This window comes from Polaribacter sp. WD7 (assembly GCF_003335085.1).
GTDB lineage: Bacteria > Bacteroidota > Bacteroidia > Flavobacteriales > Flavobacteriaceae > Polaribacter.
The window spans coordinates 189,788-207,168 of sequence record NZ_QPEJ01000018.1 but is presented as its reverse complement, the minus strand read 5'-3'; the positions used below and the strand labels follow the sequence as shown (position 1 = coordinate 207,168).

At 31.6% G+C, this 17,381-nt stretch carries 16 protein-coding genes; 11 read left to right on the top strand and 5 right to left on the bottom strand.

Annotation, left to right across the window (positions count from 1 at the left end; all coding sequences use genetic code 11):
* Nucleotides 1-12: 12 nt before the first annotated feature.
* From DUT90_RS10150 to nirB, 4 genes are all read right to left on the bottom strand, one after another.
* Nucleotides 13-1,824 carry an ATP-binding protein gene (locus tag DUT90_RS10150; protein ID WP_114427076.1) on the bottom strand — a complete coding sequence of 604 codons (1,812 nt, stop codon included), beginning with the start codon at nucleotides 1,822-1,824 and terminating at the stop codon, nucleotides 13-15.
* 16 nt (nucleotides 1,825-1,840) lie between these two features.
* Entirely contained in the window at nucleotides 1,841-2,425 is a 585-nt protein-coding gene (locus DUT90_RS10145; protein WP_114427075.1) for a DUF4202 domain-containing protein, read from the bottom strand.
* Nucleotides 2,426-2,434: 9 nt separating this feature from the next.
* Nucleotides 2,435-2,812, bottom strand: coding sequence for a nitrite reductase small subunit NirD (gene nirD, locus DUT90_RS10140; protein WP_114427074.1), 378 nt, complete (start codon nucleotides 2,810-2,812; stop codon nucleotides 2,435-2,437).
* 217 nt (nucleotides 2,813-3,029) lie between these two features.
* The gene (gene nirB, locus DUT90_RS10135) at nucleotides 3,030-5,543 is read right to left on the bottom strand and encodes a nitrite reductase large subunit NirB (RefSeq protein WP_114427073.1); all 2,514 of its coding nucleotides are present in this window, start codon (nucleotides 5,541-5,543) and stop codon (nucleotides 3,030-3,032) included.
* Between the two features lie 221 nt (nucleotides 5,544-5,764).
* Between nirB and DUT90_RS10130 the strand changes: the two genes are divergently transcribed.
* The 11 genes from DUT90_RS10130 (at nucleotide 5,765) to DUT90_RS10080 (ending at nucleotide 15,660) form a co-directional block, all read left to right on the top strand.
* Nucleotides 5,765-6,346, top strand: coding sequence for a HupE/UreJ family protein (locus DUT90_RS10130; RefSeq protein ID WP_114427072.1), 582 nt, complete (start codon nucleotides 5,765-5,767; stop codon nucleotides 6,344-6,346).
* Between the two features lie 136 nt (nucleotides 6,347-6,482).
* Nucleotides 6,483-6,911 carry a dCMP deaminase family protein gene (locus DUT90_RS10125; RefSeq protein ID WP_114427071.1) on the top strand — a complete coding sequence of 143 codons (429 nt, stop codon included), beginning with the start codon at nucleotides 6,483-6,485 and terminating at the stop codon, nucleotides 6,909-6,911.
* Nucleotides 6,901-8,472, top strand: coding sequence for a S41 family peptidase (locus tag DUT90_RS10120; RefSeq protein WP_114427070.1), 1,572 nt, complete (start codon nucleotides 6,901-6,903; stop codon nucleotides 8,470-8,472). Before DUT90_RS10125 ends, DUT90_RS10120 begins: the two co-directional genes overlap by 11 nt.
* A gap of 30 nt (nucleotides 8,473-8,502) precedes the next feature.
* Nucleotides 8,503-9,561 (top strand): cytochrome-c peroxidase, encoded by a 1,059-nt coding sequence (locus tag DUT90_RS10115; protein WP_114427069.1) that lies wholly within the window; start codon nucleotides 8,503-8,505, stop codon nucleotides 9,559-9,561.
* Nucleotides 9,562-9,666: 105 nt separating this feature from the next.
* The gene (locus tag DUT90_RS10110; protein ID WP_114427068.1) at nucleotides 9,667-9,996 is read left to right on the top strand and encodes an iron-sulfur cluster assembly accessory protein; all 330 of its coding nucleotides are present in this window, start codon (nucleotides 9,667-9,669) and stop codon (nucleotides 9,994-9,996) included.
* Nucleotides 9,997-10,006: 10 nt separating this feature from the next.
* Nucleotides 10,007-11,455, top strand: a complete 1,449-nt coding sequence (sufB, locus tag DUT90_RS10105; RefSeq protein ID WP_114427067.1) for a Fe-S cluster assembly protein SufB — start codon at nucleotides 10,007-10,009, stop codon at nucleotides 11,453-11,455.
* 12 nt (nucleotides 11,456-11,467) lie between these two features.
* A complete protein-coding gene (locus DUT90_RS10100) occupies nucleotides 11,468-12,301 on the top strand; it encodes an N-acyl homoserine lactonase family protein (RefSeq protein ID WP_114427066.1) in 834 nt (277 codons plus the stop codon).
* A gap of 20 nt (nucleotides 12,302-12,321) precedes the next feature.
* Entirely contained in the window at nucleotides 12,322-13,071 is a 750-nt protein-coding gene (sufC, locus tag DUT90_RS10095) for a Fe-S cluster assembly ATPase SufC (RefSeq protein WP_114427065.1), read from the top strand.
* A gap of 75 nt (nucleotides 13,072-13,146) precedes the next feature.
* The gene (gene sufD / locus DUT90_RS10090; RefSeq protein WP_114427064.1) at nucleotides 13,147-14,460 is read left to right on the top strand and encodes a Fe-S cluster assembly protein SufD; all 1,314 of its coding nucleotides are present in this window, start codon (nucleotides 13,147-13,149) and stop codon (nucleotides 14,458-14,460) included.
* 103 nt (nucleotides 14,461-14,563) lie between these two features.
* Nucleotides 14,564-14,767: a hypothetical protein gene (locus tag DUT90_RS10085; RefSeq protein ID WP_114427063.1), complete on the top strand. Its 204-nt coding sequence runs from the start codon at nucleotides 14,564-14,566 to the stop codon at nucleotides 14,765-14,767.
* Between the two features lie 287 nt (nucleotides 14,768-15,054).
* On the top strand, nucleotides 15,055-15,660 hold the full coding sequence (locus tag DUT90_RS10080; RefSeq protein ID WP_114427062.1) for a hypothetical protein: 606 nt from the start codon (nucleotides 15,055-15,057) through the stop codon (nucleotides 15,658-15,660).
* A gap of 328 nt (nucleotides 15,661-15,988) precedes the next feature.
* Here DUT90_RS10080 and DUT90_RS10075 read toward each other — a convergent pair whose 3' ends face one another.
* Complete coding sequence (locus DUT90_RS10075; RefSeq protein WP_114427061.1) at nucleotides 15,989-17,308, bottom strand: serine hydrolase; 1,320 nt, start codon at nucleotides 17,306-17,308, stop codon at nucleotides 15,989-15,991.
* Between the last annotated feature and the right edge of the window lie 73 nt (nucleotides 17,309-17,381).

Here is a 17,381-nt window from a genome sequence, read left to right as displayed (position 1 = left end):
GTATTAATTAAATTATAAAGGTATATTAAATGTTACTCTTGTTCCTTTCTCCAATTCTGAAGTAAGAAACATTCTTCCGTCTATATATTTTATACGTTCTTTCATAAACGTCATTCCCATACCACCATCTCCGTTTTTTACTTTTTTTACTTTAGAAGGTTCAAAACCTTTACCATTGTCATCAATTACAATACTTAGCATATTTTTACTATGAGACAATGACACTAAAATGTGCGAAGATTGTGCGTATTTAATAGCATTGTTAATAGCTTCTTGTGTAATTCTATAGATATTAATTTCTATTAAAGAATCTAAGCGCTTATTAAAATCTGTTTTATTAAAAAATAAAATTTCTTTACCTGTTAACCTCTCCAATTCTTTAGTTAGTTTAGAAATAGCAGGTACAACACCATGATCTGACAATTCTGGGGGTGTAAGGTTAAACGTAGCGGTTCTCACCCCTTTTATAATGCTAGATGTCAACTCTTTAAGATGTTCTATTTTTGAGGTTGTTTTTTCTAAATCGTCTACATTAATACTTTCTAAATTGTATTTTAAACCGGTTAACATTTGCCCAATACCATCATGAACATCTTTAGCAATTCTGTTTTGTTCTTTTTCTTGATTTTCTATAATTTTACTAGAAATAATTTTTTGCTGACTCATTTTTTCTTCAAAACTCTTTTTAGTCAATCTTTCTATTTCTATTTGAGCCTTTTTTCTTTCTGTAATTTCTGATGCTATAATTAACAGTTCTGATTTATCTTCTGTAGGTCTGTATGGTATTACAGACATTTCTAACCATATATCAGAATTGTCTTTTTTGGTTCCTTTCACCTCACCTTGCCAGCCTATTTTCTTATGTTTATTTATCAACTGTTCTATTGCCAACTGCTCGTTTGCATTATTGGAAATGATATTCCAAAACAAAACTTCTTTTTTAAATTTAGATAATTTAAATAAGCGTGAAAATTTATTTCCAATATGAATTAAACTTCCTTCTGGATCAATTCTAGCAAACAACAAGGTCTCATCCATAGCATGACTTAAAGCACGCAATTCTTTGATAGATTTTTCTTTGGCTACACTTAATTCATCTGCATCAAAAGCCATTTTTTTAGCTTTTTTTTCTGCCATTAGTAAATCTGCTAGGGTTGCTTTTACTGATTTTGCAGCAGGCCAAAAAATAAATAAAAATTCGCCTAAGAGAATTAACAACGTTAAAGCCATTAACAAAAACTCTAATTTTCTTAACCAAGCTACTTTTGCATCTGCTTCTTTATCATACTGATTTACAATATCATCCATCATCGTTAAAAAAGTACTCTCATTATTTGTTACTTTTTCAATATCTGATGTTATAGCAGTTACACCTACTAAAGGATTGCTTTCTAATTGCTGAACAATAGATTTTGATGCCGTTTGTATGACATTAAAATAAGGGTTGATATTTGCAAATTTTTCTTGAATGTCTTTGCTATTTTTAGCAGGAAGCCCCAAAGAATCGTTTCCTTTTTGCAATGAATAATGAGAAAGTGCCCATAAAGAAATTGTTTTTTTGATCTTATTTGTTAATAAAACCCTATGAATCTCATCTTTAGAAACTGTAATAGAAACAATTTCTTTTGTCAGTTTCTGACTTAACATTCGTTGTCTACCAGCAATATTAATTACAGTAGAATCACTTTCTTGATTGTTTAAGTGATTTCTTACCAAAATTTGACTTATTATTACCGAAAATGCAATAGTACTAAGTGCTATAATGTATAACCGCCTTAATTTATCAAACGTTCTTTGATCTAAAGAATTGCTGATTGTAGCCACTATAAAAAGTATAAATTTATGAGATTGCTTTTTGCACCAAAGCTAATCCTTTTTCAGAAAAAGGTAATTCTAATGCAGCTTTATGTCCTTTATCAGACATTTTTACCCAAGTTTTTTGCAAAATATCAATTACTTTTTCATCACTGTGTTTTGCAGCAAACTCATCAAAATAATAATCTAAAAACACTAAACAAATGGTATCTTCTAAGGCTTGAGATTCTTCGTTTTTTTTGATAAGTTTCTTCAAAATAATTTTCTGAACCCTCTTCACAAACTCATCATCATAACCAACTTGTTGTAAAATTTCTCCTGCAATTTGTGCATGCATTTTTTTTAAGGTTTCTCTCCATTTTAAATACCCAACTCTATCCATTGGATACTCATTTCTGGCAATTTGCCACCTACACACATGTTGCCCTCTTGCTGCTATTTGCAATGCTTTTGAAGCATTGGGTTCAAATTGCAAAAGTTTTCTTGTCATTCTTTGAGCGTACAATAGCTCTTTAGGATATTCATAACCAGCAACTTGATATGTTGTTGGGTCTTCTGCATTTTTTTTATCTAGTAAGGCAATAGCTGTTTCAAATTTTGTTGGCTTCATTTTATAGCTTTATTCTAAAAAGCCAATATACACATTTTCTCCTTCAATCTTTACAGGATACGTAGCAATAGCCTCTAAATCTCCGTTTAAATTTTCTCCATTTTCTAAAGAAAATGTCTTTTTATGAAGCGGACAAGCAACCTTTGGCATACCTTTATCATCACCTATCATTCCTCTACTTAATACCATTTCCATTTTATGCGGACAAACATTTTGGCACGCATACCATTTATTTAATCTAGCAAAGTTAAAAACCGCAATTTGCTTCTCTTTGTACTTTACACAAGCCCCTCCATCTTTTGGAAAATCTTTTACAGATGCTGCCTTAAACCAAACTTGCACATCTTCTAATTTGGTGGTTGTATAATGTTCTAAAATTTCTTCCATTTTTTGTTTTTTTATTTGCGTTACCTTAAAAGGTCGGGCTTTACGTTATATCTTTTTTATTTGTTTTCGTTTTTTTTTGTTCATTCTTCACAAAAAACGCAAACTACACAAAAAAGGATGCCACTTCAATCCCTAACGCAACTGTTTGCCAACTTTTAGCGTAATCTATTCTATAATTTTAATTTTATAAGCTTTAAAGCATTCAATTTTTATACTATTACACCCAAGGCTCTGGCATTTTTTGCTCTCTTAACGGCACAAAAACGATGTTATCATCCTCCTCTTCGCTATTTACAAAATGATTGAAACGCTTCATAACCTCGGGGTCATTAACAGCCTGCGTCCATTCACATTCAAATTTATTGACTAGTGTTTGCATTTCTGCTTCTAAATCTTCTGCAATACCTAATTTATCTTCTATAATTACTTCTTTTAAGTACTCTAAACCTCCTTCTAAACGCTCTTGCCACGCAGCAGTACGTTGTAAAGGTTTTGCAGTACGCATATAAAACATTAAATATCTATCTAGGTATTTAATAACCGTTTTATTGTCTATTTGCTCTGCAAATAATTCTGCATGACGCGGATTTGCACCTCCATTACCACCTACATACAAATTCCAACCACCTTCTACAGCAATCAAACCAAAATCTTTACCTCTTGCTTCTGCACATTCTCTAATACAACCAGAAACGCCGCCTTTAATTTTATGTGGTGCACGAATCCCGCGATAGCGGTTCTCTAGCTCTATACCAAAACTAACACTCTCATCCATTCCGTATCTACACCAAGTAGATCCTACACAAGTTTTTACAGTCCGTAAAGATTTACCGTAAGCGTGCCCACTTTCAAAACCATGTGCAATTAATTCTTTCCAAATTAATGGCAATTGATTTAAGGTTGCCCCAAACAAATCGATACGAACACCTCCTGTTATTTTAGTGTATAAGTCATATTTTTTAGCAATTTCCCCAAGCGCTATCAATTTGTCTGGAGTAATTTCTCCCCCAGGAACACGCGGCACCACAGAATACGTTCCGTTTCTTTGAATATTTGCCAAGAAACGATCATTAGAATCTTGAATAGCGTATTCTTTATTTGCAGTATCTGCATGAATTGTTGCCATTAATGAGGCTACCAAAGGTTTACACAGTTCACATCCATGACCTCCGTTTCCATGATTATCTAACACCTCATTAAAAGTAGTGTAGCCTTTTACTTCTATGATTTTGTACAAATCTTGTCTGTTAAAGTCAAAATGTTCGCAGACAGTATCTTTAACCTCTATACCTAAAGATTTTAAGGTAGCCGTGGTTAAATCTGCAACCATTGGTTTACATCCTCCACAACCTGTACCTGCTTTTGTGCAAGAAACCACATCTGCCAAATCTTTTGCTTCTCCGCTTTCTATAACTCCACAAATCTGACCTTTGGTAACACTTTCGCAAGAACATACCTGTGCTTCGCCTGGTAAATCCATAACATCTCCTAAAGATGCAGCGCCATCTGTAGCTGGTAAAATTAATTGTGCAGGATCTTCTGGAATTTTCATTCCGTTTAAAAAGATTTGATGCAACATGCTATAATCAGACGCATCTCCTACCATAATTCCTCCTAGTAAAGATTTTCCTTCTTTATCTACAATAATGCTTTTATAGATACCTTCGTAACCATTTTCGTATACGATTTCAACACCACCATTTTCGTTTAAAGCATCACCAAAACTAGCCACATCTATACCACTTAATTTTAGTTTTGTAGACATGTCTATTTCGGTAGGCATACTTGCCTCTGAATTTCCTAAAATTTGTGCAACAGCAACTTCTGCCATGTCATAACCAGGAGCAACCAAACCGTAAATCATACTATTTAAAAGTGCACACTCTCCAATGGCAAATATGTTTGGGTCAGAAGTTCTCATATCATTAGATACTAAAATTCCGCCTCTTGTACCTATTTCTAAATTACAGGTTTTAGCCAACTCATCTCTTGGTCTTATTCCCGCAGACACTAAAAGCATGTCAAAAGGCACGGTTTCCTCTTCAGAAAATTGCATTCCTGTTATTGCGTCGTTTCCTGTTAATTGTTGGGTAGCTTTACTTAGCAAAATTTCAATACCTAATGCTTCTAATTTTGTTTGGAGCGATTTACTAGCATCTCCATTTAATTGCCTTGGCATTAATCTTGGTGCAAACTCAACAACGGCAGTTTCTAAGCCCATATCTATTAAAGCTTTGGCTGCTTCTAACCCAAGAAGACCTCCTCCTAAAATTGCAGCTCTTTTTTGAGTACCTTCAGATTTAAGCTTCGCAACATAATTCATTGTTGCATCTAAATCTTCTATAGTTCTATACACAAAAACACCTTCTTTTTCAATTCCTTTTATTGGAGGTACAAAAGCAGAAGACCCTGTAGCTAAAACAATATAATCATAGGCATACTTATCATCATTAGCTGTAGTTATAGTTTTGGTATTTCTACTAATATCTGTTACTCTAGCCTCTGTAATTAATTTAATACCATTTTCTTCATACCAAGAACTTGGTGCCATTTCTAAAGCTTTGGCATCTTTATTTTCAAAATATTCACTTAGATGAACTCTATCATATGCAGGTCTTGGCTCTTCACCAAAAACGATAATTTTAAAATCTTTGCTCGCATCATTAGCTACAAATTTTTCGCAAAACTTGTACCCCACCATTCCATTACCAACAACAATTATTGTTTTCATAATTACGTATTTTAAAACAAAACTAAGTATTTATACTTATTTTTATATCTAAGAATGTTGATTTTTTTACGTAAACAATTAATTTTTATGATTTTGAGAAAAAGAAATATCTATAAATGAAGAATTTGTAAAATAGCTTTGTTATAAATAGGAATGCTACATACCTATATTACTTCTCTGTTTTTTAATATCTTTGAAAACCTTGTAAAAACATATTGTAAATGGACGAATTTATCCTGTATTTTAAAATAGGACTTAATCATGTGTTGGATTTTACAGCTTACGATCATATTTTATTTTTGATTGTTTTAGCTGTTGTTTTCAATTTTAATCAATGGAAAAAAGTATTTTGGTTGGTTACTTTATTTACTATTGGCCACTCTTTAACACTTGCATTGTCTGCATACGGAATTTTAAAAGCAAACATGAACTTAGTTGAATTTTCTATTCCTGCTACAATTTTTATTACAGGAGTTGCTAATGTTTTTACAGCAAAAAAATCATCCACAGACAAACAAAGCCTCAATCTTGTTTTTGCAGTTATATTTGGACTTATACACGGTTTAGGATTTTCTAATTATTTTAGAATAATGGTAGGTAAAGAAGAAGATAAATTATTTCCTCTCTTAGAATTTGCCTTAGGAATTGAAGCAGCTCAAATTATTATTGTTTTAGGAATTTTGATTCTTGGAACGATATTGCAAAACTTTTTTAGAGTAACTAGAAGAGATTGGATTTTAGTTACCTCAGCTATCGTTATTGGTTTTGCTATTCAGATGATGATAGACAGGGTTTTTTGGTAAAAAATTTTTGTACAAACAACCAGATTTTTAATGATTTTAAACAAATCTACCTCTTTTATAAATTTGTAGTATTCTTTATCAATTTTGTCTAATTATTAACTTCTAAATTCATCAAATCTTTTTACTTTCGTTATAAATGACAGAAAAAAAGCAACTAAAATACGATAGAGCTTACCTAAAAATGGCTCGTGAATGGGGAAAACTATCTCATTGCAAACGCAAACAAGTTGGCGCTTTGATAGTAAAAGGAAGAATGATTATTTCCGATGGGTTTAATGGAACCCCAACGGGTTTTGATAATTGTTGCGAAGATGAAGATGGAGTTACAAAATGGGAAGTTTTACATGCAGAGGCTAATGCTATTTTAAAAGTTGCAAGCTCAACACAATCTGCAAACGGTGCTACATTATACATTACATTATCTCCTTGCACACAGTGCAGCAAACTTATTCATCAAGCAGGTATTAAACGTGTTGTTTATGCAAGTGCATATAAAGATCTTTCTGGTATTTATTTTTTAGAAAAAGCAGGTGTAGCAGTAAATCATTTACCTTATGAAGAGTAAAAATAATTTTCCTATCTATTTATCTTTAGCAGTTGTTTTAGGTATTGCTATTGGTATTTCTTTAAACGGAAACTCTTCTGATGTTTTATCTTTATCAACAAACGCATCACAAGAAAAAAAGATTAAAAAACTTATCAATTTTATTGAAAGAGATTATGTAGACGATGTAGATACAGAGCGTCTTTTAGACGGTGCCATTACTCAAATGCTCGGAAAACTTGATCCACATTCTGTGTATATTCCTAAAGAAAATCAGCAAGAGAATATAGAAAATATGCAGGGTAATTTTGTAGGAATTGGAGTTCAGTTTAGAATGATAAATGACTCAATTACCGTAATTCAACCTATAAAAGGTGGCCCAAGTATCAAGGCAGGCATTAAAGCTGGTGATCGAATTCTAATGGCTAATAAAGACACCTTGTACGGTAAAGACATGTTTAGTAACAAAGTACCCAAGTATTTAAAAGGAAAACCAGGTACAGAGGTTAATTTAAAAATCTATAGAAAAAGTAATGATTCTCTTTTTAACCTTACCCTAAAACGAGACAAGGTTAATATTAAAAGTGTAGATTTAGCCTACATGCTTAATGACAGTATAGGGTATATAAAGTTAGATCGTTTTGCTAGAAACACGTATCGCGAATTTAAATCCTCTCTAACTGCCTTGATTGATGATGGAATGACAGATTTGGTTTTAGATTTAAGAGGTAATGGTGGTGGTTATATAGACATTGCTAATAAGATTATTGATGAGTTTTTAGAAGACGATAAACTCATTGTTTTTACAAAAAACAACAAAGGTGAAATAGACGAATCTTATGCTACTTCTATAGGTAGTTTTGAAGACGGAGGCTTGTACATTTTAATAGACGAAAACTCTGCATCAGCCTCAGAAATTGTAGCAGGAGCATTGCAAGATAATGATAAAGGAACCATTATAGGACGCCGTTCTTTTGGTAAAGGTTTGGTACAAATAGAAATGGATTTAGGAGATGGATCTGCTGTACGCTTAACTACAGCAAGATATTACACACCAACAGGACGTTCTATTCAAAAACCATACACTAAAAACGGCAACAGCAACTACTATAAAGATTATCAAAAAAGAATTGCAAGTGGAGAACTGTTAAATAAAGACAGTATTAAAGTAATTGATTCATTAAAATTTGAAACACCTAAAGGAAAAGTAGTTTATGGTGGCGGTGGTATTATTCCAGATGTTTTTGTTGCCATAGACACTACCTCTTACATGTCTAACTTTTATTTTAATTCTATCAATAACTTTGCTTTTGATTATGTAGACAATAATAGAAAACGCCTAGAAAAATGGACTATAGATACTTTTGTAAAAGATTTTGATAAAGATCATACCGTTATTAAACACTATTTATCTTTTATAAAAGACAATGCAAAACCTTCTTTTAAAACAAAAAAAAGCCTGCAAAAATACCTAAACGCATCTATTGCTAATGTTCTTTTTGGCGATGTTGGTTTCTATAGAATTATTCATCAAGATGACAAAATGTTACAAAAAGTATTGATCTTAGAAGAACAAGAATAACTAATTATAATATTGTAATTTGTAAAAGAAATGAAAAATGGAATTCTTGCTTTATTTCTTTTTTTTCTTTTGGCAACCTGTACCCCAAAAGAAGAAGAAATTTACACACCTATTCCTTACAACATAAATATACCCTCACTTTTTCAAGAAAAACTAATCAATCCTATAATTCCCACCACAAATCCTTTAACTCAAGAAGGTGTTGCTTTGGGTAAAAAACTTTTTTTTGATCCTATTCTTTCTGGTGATGGCTCTCAATCTTGTGCAACTTGTCACAATCCTAAAAATGCATTTTCAGACAAACGCCAATTTAGTTCAGGAATAGAAGGTAACTTTGGCACCAGAAATGCAATGCCCTTATTTAATTTAGCTTGGAATTTTGATGAAAAATTTGCCTGGGATGGTAAAGATTTTAGTTTAGAAAGACAAGCTTTTGAGCCTGTTACCAATCCTATAGAAATGCATGCTAATTGGCAAAATGTAACCGAAAGATTACAACGCCACCCAGAATATCCCTTACTTTTTGAACAAGCCTTTCAAACCTTAAAAATAGATTCAACTTTAGTTACAAAAGCTTTGGCACAATTTGAAAGAACATTAATTTCTGGAGATTCTAAATTTGATAAATTTTTAAGAGGAGAAACTACTTTAACTACAGAAGAGCAAAATGGTTTTGACGTTTTTATGGATGAAGCCAAAGGAGATTGTTTTCATTGTCATGGAAGCAATAACAACCCACTTTGGACAGACAATAAGTTTCATAACAATGGGCTAGATTCCTCTTTTTCAGATTTAGGTCTTGGGGCAGTAACCGGTGACCCTGCAGATAACGGAAAATTCAAATCGCCCTCTCTAAGAAATCTAGCTTTTACAGCACCCTATATGCACGATGGCAGATTTGCAACATTAGAAGAAGTCATTAATCACTATTCAGAAGGGTTACAGTTTTCATCTACCATAGACCCTTTAATGAAAAAAGTAAATCAAGGTGGCGTAGGCTTATCTGCTAAAGATAAAGCCAATTTAAAAGCTTTTCTCTTAACACTTTCAGATACCAATTTTATCCAGAATACTAGCTTTCAAGAGTAATCAATAAAACAAATGGTTTTATTATGTTTGATAATGAAAGGTTGCTGTTTTTGTTCGACTTATGTCGTATATTTGCAAACAGTTTAGATTTAATCTATTTAAATTATGATAAAAGTTTCAGACACAGCTAAAAAGAAAGTTATCGAATTGATGACAGATGACGGTTTTGACGCAACAAAAGATTATGTTAGAGTAGGCGTAAAAAGTGGCGGTTGTTCAGGGCTGTCATATGATTTAACATTTGATAACAAACAAGAAGAAAACGATAAAGTTTTTGAAGAAAACGATGTAAGAATTATTGTAGACAAAAAAAGCTTTTTATACCTGGTTGGTACCACTCTAGAATATTCTGGAGGGTTAAATGGTAAAGGTTTTGTGTTTAACAATCCTAACGCTAACAGAACTTGTGGTTGCGGGGAATCGTTCTCACTATAAAAAAATATTTATGAGTAAGTATACAGAAGACGATTTAAGAGAAGAGTTAAAAACCAAAGAATATGAGTATGGTTTTTATACAGATATAGAAAGTGAAACCTTTGCAAAAGGGCTTAACGAAGATGTGGTACGTGCCATTTCTAAAAAGAAAAATGAACCAGAATGGATGACTGAATGGCGCTTAGAGGCGTTTCGTGTTTGGTCTAAAATGGAAGAACCAGAATGGGCTAATGTAACTTATAAAAAACCTAATTTTCAGGAAATTGCATACTATTCTGCACCAAAACAAAAACCAAAACTAGACTCTTTAGACGAGGTAGATCCAGACTTACTAGAAACTTTTAAAAAGTTAGGAATTTCTATTGATGAACAAAAGAAATTGGCAAATGTTGCTGTAGATATTGTTATGGACTCTGTTTCTGTAGCTACTACATTTAAAAAAACACTAGCAGAAAAAGGTATTATTTTTATGCCTATCTCTGAAGCTATTCAAGAACATCCAGAATTGGTTAAAAAATATATTGGTTCTGTAGTACCTATTACAGACAATTTTTATGCAGCATTAAACTCTGCAGTTTTTTCTGATGGCTCTTTTTGTTACATACCAAAAGGAGTAAGATGCCCAATGGAATTGTCTACCTACTTTAGAATTAATGAAGGTGGTACAGGGCAGTTTGAAAGAACTTTAGTAGTTGCAGATAAAGGAAGTTACGTTTCGTATTTAGAAGGATGTACTGCACCTCAAAGAGATGAAAATCAATTGCATGCCGCGGTTGTTGAATTGATTGCTTTAGACGATGCAGAAATTAAATACTCTACCGTTCAAAACTGGTTTCCTGGTGATGAAGCTGGAAAAGGAGGTGTTTACAATTTTGTAACCAAAAGAGGTTTGTGCGAAAACAACGCAAAAATTTCTTGGACTCAAGTAGAAACAGGTTCTGCTATTACTTGGAAATATCCTTCTTGTATTTTAAAAGGAAATAATTCTGTTGGTGAGTTCTACTCTATTGCGGTTACTAACAACTACCAACAAGCAGATACAGGTACTAAAATGATTCATTTGGGTAAAAACACTAAGTCTACCATTATTTCTAAAGGAATTTCTGCTGGTAAGTCTCAAAATAGTTATAGAGGTTTGGTACAAATTAATGCTAGAGCAGAAAATGCGCGTAATTTCTCTCAGTGTGATTCTTTATTAATGGGTAATGAATGTGGTGCACATACGTTTCCGTACATAGAAGCCAAAAACAAATCTGCTCAAATAGAACACGAAGCAACCACCAGTAAAATTGGTGAAGACCAATTATTTTACTGTAACCAACGTGGTATAGATACAGAAAAAGCAATTGCTTTAATTGTAAACGGATTTAGCAAAGAAGTTTTAAACAAATTACCTATGGAATTTGCGGTTGAAGCGCAAAAATTACTAGAAATTTCTTTAGAGGGTTCTGTTGGATAAAATAAACATCAAATGAAAAAAATATTCTTCTTATTTCTAGCAATTAGTATTGTAAGTTGTAAAAAATCAGAAAAAAAATCAGATGTTAAACTCTATCAACTGGTTGGTGGCTCTATTTTTGTAAAAAAACTAGAGGTTTTTTCTCAAGACACCACATACACAGGGCAGTCTAAACAATTTACAGATGCTTACTATGTAATTTCTCATCCTAAAGGAAATTTAATGTGGGATGCTGGTTTGCCAGAGCAACTAGTTATGCCAACACCTTATGATGAACCAAGTGGTGTATTTAGAATTCAAAGACCAGATTCTTTGGTTAATCAATTAAAATCTATTGGTTTTTCAACTAAAGATTTTAAATATTTTGCCATGTCTCATTCACATTTTGATCATACAGGACATGCAAATTACATGAAAGATGCTACGCTTTTAATTCAAGAAAATGAATTTAATGCAAATTTATCTGATACCTTAACTCAAAAAAATCCTGCTTTAACAGCACTTCAAAACCTTAAAAAACTAAATGGTGATTATGATGTTTTTGGTGATGGTACAGTAGTTATTAAATACATGCCTGGTCATACCATTGGACACCAAGTGTTATACGTTGAGGTAGCTGGTTTAAAAAAACCAGTTTTGTTAACAGGAGATTTATATCACTTTGAAGAAAATAGAACTAACAAAGGAGTTCCTTCATTTAATTATAATGTAGAGCAAACTCTAGAGAGTATGGATAAATTTGAAGCTTTTGCAAAAGAAAAAAATGCAGAAGTAATTATACAACACTCTCCAAAAGATTACAATAAATTAAAAACAATATTAAATAGCTTAGAGCCTAAAGCTTAAAGCAAATAGCTTAAAATACGATGTTAAAAATAGAAAACTTAAACGCAGAAATAGACGGTAAAGCTATCTTAAAAGGATTAAACCTAGAAGTAAATCCTGGTGAAGTTCATGCAATTATGGGACCCAATGGTGCAGGTAAAAGTACTATGGCAAACGTTATTGCAGGTAAAGAAGAATATGAAGTTACTGCCGGAACTATAGAATTAAATGGAGAAGATATTAGTGAATTGGCTCCAGAAGAAAGAGCTCATAATGGGGTGTTTTTATCGTTTCAATACCCAGTAGAAATTCCTGGTGTTTCTGTTACAAACTTTATTAAAACTGCTATTAACGAATCTAGAAAAGCACAAGGTTTAGAAGAAATGCCTGCTAAAGATATGCTAAAAAAGATTCGTGAAAAATCAGAATTGTTAGAAATAGATCGTAAGTTTTTAGGTCGTTCTTTAAACGAAGGATTTTCTGGAGGAGAAAAGAAACGTAATGAAATCTTTCAAATGGCAATGTTAGAACCAAAATTAGCCATTTTAGATGAAACAGATTCTGGTTTAGATATTGATGCATTGCGTATTGTTGCCAATGGTGTAAATAAGTTAAAATCTAAAGATAACGCTGTTATTGTAATTACACACTACCAACGTTTGTTAGATTATATTGTACCAGATTTTGTACATGTTTTACATGATGGAAAAATTGTAAAAACTGGTGATGCTTCTTTAGCTCTAGAGTTAGAAGCTAAAGGTTATGACTGGATTAAACAAGAATTGGTTTAAAAGTAAAAAGGTTATAAAATCTATAAAATTGTGTACTCAGTTTTTAAAGATTTTTCAACTTTCAAACGAAACAAAATGGAATTAAAAGATAAATTATTATCATCATACGTAGCTTTTGAAAATCGTGTAGACACCAACTCTGATGTGCATGAAATTAGATCTCAAGCATTAGAGAATTTTGAAGAATTGGGTTTTCCTACCAGAAAACTTGAAGCATGGAAATACACATCATTAAACACTGTATTAAAACAAGATTATAGTCTGTTTCCTAACACTGAAAGAGCGATTGAATTAGTAGACGTAAAACAATACTTTATTCACGAAATAGATTCATATAAAGTTGTTTTTATAGACGGTAAATACAGTTCATTTTTATCGCAAACTACTCATGAACATTATGATGTTTGTTTAATGTCTTCTGCTTTAAGTAATGCAAAATATAAGCCAGTAATAGATAAATACTTTAATAAAATAGCAAAACAAGACAATTTAACTTCGTTAAATACTGCATTTGCTGTAGAAGGTGCTTATATACACATTCCTAAAAATACCGAGGTAAAAAAACCAATTCAAATCATCAATTTTACAACAGGCTCTGAAGCCGCAACAATGGTGCAACCTAGAAATTTAGTTGTTGTAGGAGAGAATGCTCATGTTCAAATTATAGAACGCCATCAAAGTTTAACTAGCAATGCTGTGTTAACAAATGTAGTTACAGAAATATTTGCTGATAAGGCTGCTAACATTGACTATTATAAAATTCAAGATGATGAAATTACAGCTTCATTGGTTGATAATTCGTACATAGAACAACAGTCTAATAGTGTGGTTTCTGTGCATACATTTTCTTTTGGTGGAAACATTACAAGAAACAATTTAAATTTCTATCAAAAAGGAGAACATATAGATTCTATTTTAAAAGGAATTACCATTATTGAAGGAAAACAACACGTAGATCATCATACTTTAGTGCATCATATAGAACCAAACTGCGAATCTCATCAAGATTACAAAGGTATTTATGATGAGCGTTCTACAGGTGTTTTTAACGGAAAGGTAATTGTTGAAAAAGAAGCTCAAAAAACAAACGCATACCAACAAAATAATAATGTTTTGGTAAGTGATAAAGCCACAATTAATGCAAAACCTCAGCTAGAAATATTTGCTGATGATGTAAAATGCTCTCATGGTTGTACAATTGGGCAATTGGATGAAGACGCTCTTTTTTACATGCAACAACGTGGAATTCCTCAAAAAGAAGGTAGAGCTTTATTAATGTTTGCTTTTGCCAACACCGTTTTAGAAAGTGTTAGAATACCAGAGGTAAAACAGAGAATTACAAAATTGATTGCCAATAAATTAAATGTTAACATTGGGTTTGATTTGTAATTGATTCCGTTCATTTTTCGTGTAAACCAGTTAAAATCTGCGATATAAATGTTTTAGTTTTGAAATAAGTTATTTATTGTAACAATTTTAAAAATTAAAAATCATGAATAAAAGTATTAAACTCGTTTTAGTAATAGTAGGAATTATTTTAGTAACCTATGGCATTTATACTATGATAATTCCAGAAACACAGGTGTCAATTGGCGATTTAGATTTAATTGAATCTCAAAACAATACCAGTTCTTATGTTACTATAGGTTTAGGAATATTGGCAATAGCGATAGCTCTTATTAAAGCAAAAAAATAAAAGAAGCCTCCTAATCGGGAGGTTTTTTTGCATAAAGTCTTTTTTTATCTAATTGAAAAACAGTAAACTTTCTACCATTTTTTAGAATAAATTCTTCAAATTTTTAAAATTGGTAGGTATATTTTTTTCTGTAATATTGTAACGTAATAAATTGCAAATCTTTACACAATACTGACATTAGTAAACCATTATCCTTGAAAAACAATACAATAGGATTAGATTGCTCGTCATTTTGTATAGCAGACTTGTACAGTATAAAACAGAAAAATTAATACCAAACCAATCAAATGAAAATCATCAAAATCACACTATTATTTATTGTAATTTCTACTTTAACAAGTTGTGCATCTGGCTACAGAATGATTGAGCCAAAATCTATCAATTATGTTTCAACTAAAGAAACTAACAACGTAAAACTTGAATACAAATACGATTTACTAGACAAAAAATATGCTAAAAAAGAACTAAAAAAAGGAATAAAACTTGTTGCCATTAAAATAACTAATAACTCTGAAAAAGACTTGACATTTGGAAGAGATGTTAAATTGACTTATGAAAATGGAACTGAAATATTTGTTATGGATAATACAAAAGCATTTACATCATTAAAACAAAGTCCTGCGTCTTATTTATGGTATTTATTGTTAACGCCATTAAATCTACAAACTATTGAGAATGGTGTGCCAACAAGTTCAACTCCAATAGGTCTTGCAATTGGTCCTGGTTTAGCTGGAGTAAATATGATTGCCGCAGGTTCTGCAAACAAAAAATTTAAAACGGAAATGTTGGAGTATAATATTAACGGCACCTTACTTAAAAAGGGAGAAACTAAATATGGATTAATTGGAATTAGAGCAGATTCTTTTGATTCATTGAAACTGAAAATTGAATAATCACCTTTTTACATAAATCAACGTGAGTTCGGTGTAAAAAATAGTGTTTGTCAGGGAATTACTATTTTTATTGTTTAAAGAATATCATTTCGACTGAAATGAAGAAATCTAACTATAGATATGAGATTTCTCAACTACACTTTTACTTCGTAAGCTACTTTCAATTTAAATTTCAGCAATGTTCGAAATGACAATCATCTAATTTTCAATTAAATAATACTTATATAATAGAAAAGTTATATAGAAATCACGTTAAATTACTTTTTTGTGTTTCATCAAAGCTATTACTAAAATAGAAATTTATAAGTATAAAGTTGCTTCTAAAAAATCATTCAACAGCAGATATTATTTCCTTTAGGAATTCATTCTCATCAAACCAAGATAAACCAAAACGCACAACTACCAATTCTTGATCTGGCAATACATACACTCTTTGTCCTTGATAACCATCAGCAAAAAACATATTTGCAGGCACGTCTTTAAATTGCTTTTTAGCATTTAACCAAAATTGAGCCCCATACGTTCCGTTAGATGTTGGTGTTGGGGTTGTAATATATTCTACCCATTCTTTTGCAAACAACTGTTCTCCCTTCCAATTTCCTTTTTTAAGGTATAACAAGCCAAATTTTGCCCAATCTCTTGGTGTTGCCCATGAGTACGAAGAACCTACGTAATTTCCGCTCAAATCTGCTTCTAATATCATAGAATTCATTCCTATTTTGTCTATAAAATTTGTGTACCAAAAATCTAAATACTCCTGATGAGTGTTAAATTGCTTTCTTAAAATACCCGACAATAAATTGCTTGTTCCCGAAGAATAATTCCATGTTTCATTAGGTTTACCAACTAAAAATTTCTCCTCTTGCATTGTAGTCATGTCTCGTTCTAAAAAAAGCATTTTAGTAGCGTCAGAAATTTCGTTATAATTTTCATCCCATTCTAAACCAGAATTCATCTGTAACAAGTTATGGAGTGTAATATTTTTACGCTCATCATTTTGCCAAGAATCTATTGGTGCTTTGTCATAAACATTAAGTTTTCCTTGATATTGTAATACTCCAAAAACTGTGCTCAAAATACTTTTGGTCATAGACCATCCTAAAATCTTAGAATCTTTAGTAAAACCGTCTGCATATTTTTCTGCAATAATTTGGTCTTTATACAAAACAACAACTGCTCTTGTTTGATTTCTTTTTTTAAATACAGAACCAATAGCTAATTGTAATTTATCATAATTAACATCTGTAAAGATTGTATCTTTTTGAGGTGCATTTCCGTATGGATAAGGTGTAACGTTATCTGGTTGTAATCGTTTAGGCGATAAATACGATGCTGTTTCATCTTCTTTAATAAGAGTTAAAACAGTACCCAATCCTTTTCTGTGAACTGCTTTTCTTGTTAATAATCCAAAAGCAGATGATATAGTAATACCCTTTTTATAGTCAACCTCATCTGCAGCTAAATTAACAGGAGTAAAATTGTTGTCTGTTGCATCTGTATATTCTAAAGATCGGTTAGCAACAAAAACTGACGAGGCTATGTTTTTTGCAGAATACCCTGCTAGTATATTTAATTTTGGATAATTATAGGCAACAATAGCTATTAATAATACAAGAAGTAAGAGCAGAAATCGTTTAAAATTTTTCATATTAAGGTTTAAATATTAAAGATAGAAAAATTTGAAGCACTCTTAAGATTTTCTGTTGATAAATAAAAAAAGA

Excerpts from the sequence above, each read along its gene's own strand:
- DUT90_RS10145 (WP_114427075.1), bottom strand. The coding sequence starts at position 2,425 with ATGAAGCCAACAAAATTTGAAACAGCTATTGCCTTACTAGATAAAAAA.
- nirD (WP_114427074.1), bottom strand. The coding sequence starts at position 2,812 with ATGGAAGAAATTTTAGAACATTATACAACCACCAAATTAGAAGATGTG.
- nirB (WP_114427073.1), bottom strand. The coding sequence starts at position 5,543 with ATGAAAACAATAATTGTTGTTGGTAATGGAATGGTGGGGTACAAGTTT.
- DUT90_RS10130 (WP_114427072.1), top strand. The coding sequence starts at position 5,765 with ATGGACGAATTTATCCTGTATTTTAAAATAGGACTTAATCATGTGTTG.
- DUT90_RS10125 (WP_114427071.1), top strand. The coding sequence starts at position 6,483 with ATGACAGAAAAAAAGCAACTAAAATACGATAGAGCTTACCTAAAAATG.
- DUT90_RS10120 (WP_114427070.1), top strand. The coding sequence starts at position 6,901 with ATGAAGAGTAAAAATAATTTTCCTATCTATTTATCTTTAGCAGTTGTT.
- DUT90_RS10115 (WP_114427069.1), top strand. The coding sequence starts at position 8,503 with ATGAAAAATGGAATTCTTGCTTTATTTCTTTTTTTTCTTTTGGCAACC.
- DUT90_RS10110 (WP_114427068.1), top strand. The coding sequence starts at position 9,667 with ATGATAAAAGTTTCAGACACAGCTAAAAAGAAAGTTATCGAATTGATG.
- sufB (WP_114427067.1), top strand. The coding sequence starts at position 10,007 with ATGAGTAAGTATACAGAAGACGATTTAAGAGAAGAGTTAAAAACCAAA.
- DUT90_RS10100 (WP_114427066.1), top strand. The coding sequence starts at position 11,468 with ATGAAAAAAATATTCTTCTTATTTCTAGCAATTAGTATTGTAAGTTGT.
- sufC (WP_114427065.1), top strand. The coding sequence starts at position 12,322 with ATGTTAAAAATAGAAAACTTAAACGCAGAAATAGACGGTAAAGCTATC.
- sufD (WP_114427064.1), top strand. The coding sequence starts at position 13,147 with ATGGAATTAAAAGATAAATTATTATCATCATACGTAGCTTTTGAAAAT.
- DUT90_RS10085 (WP_114427063.1), top strand. The coding sequence starts at position 14,564 with ATGAATAAAAGTATTAAACTCGTTTTAGTAATAGTAGGAATTATTTTA.
- DUT90_RS10080 (WP_114427062.1), top strand. The coding sequence starts at position 15,055 with ATGAAAATCATCAAAATCACACTATTATTTATTGTAATTTCTACTTTA.
- DUT90_RS10075 (WP_114427061.1), bottom strand. The coding sequence starts at position 17,308 with ATGAAAAATTTTAAACGATTTCTGCTCTTACTTCTTGTATTATTAATA.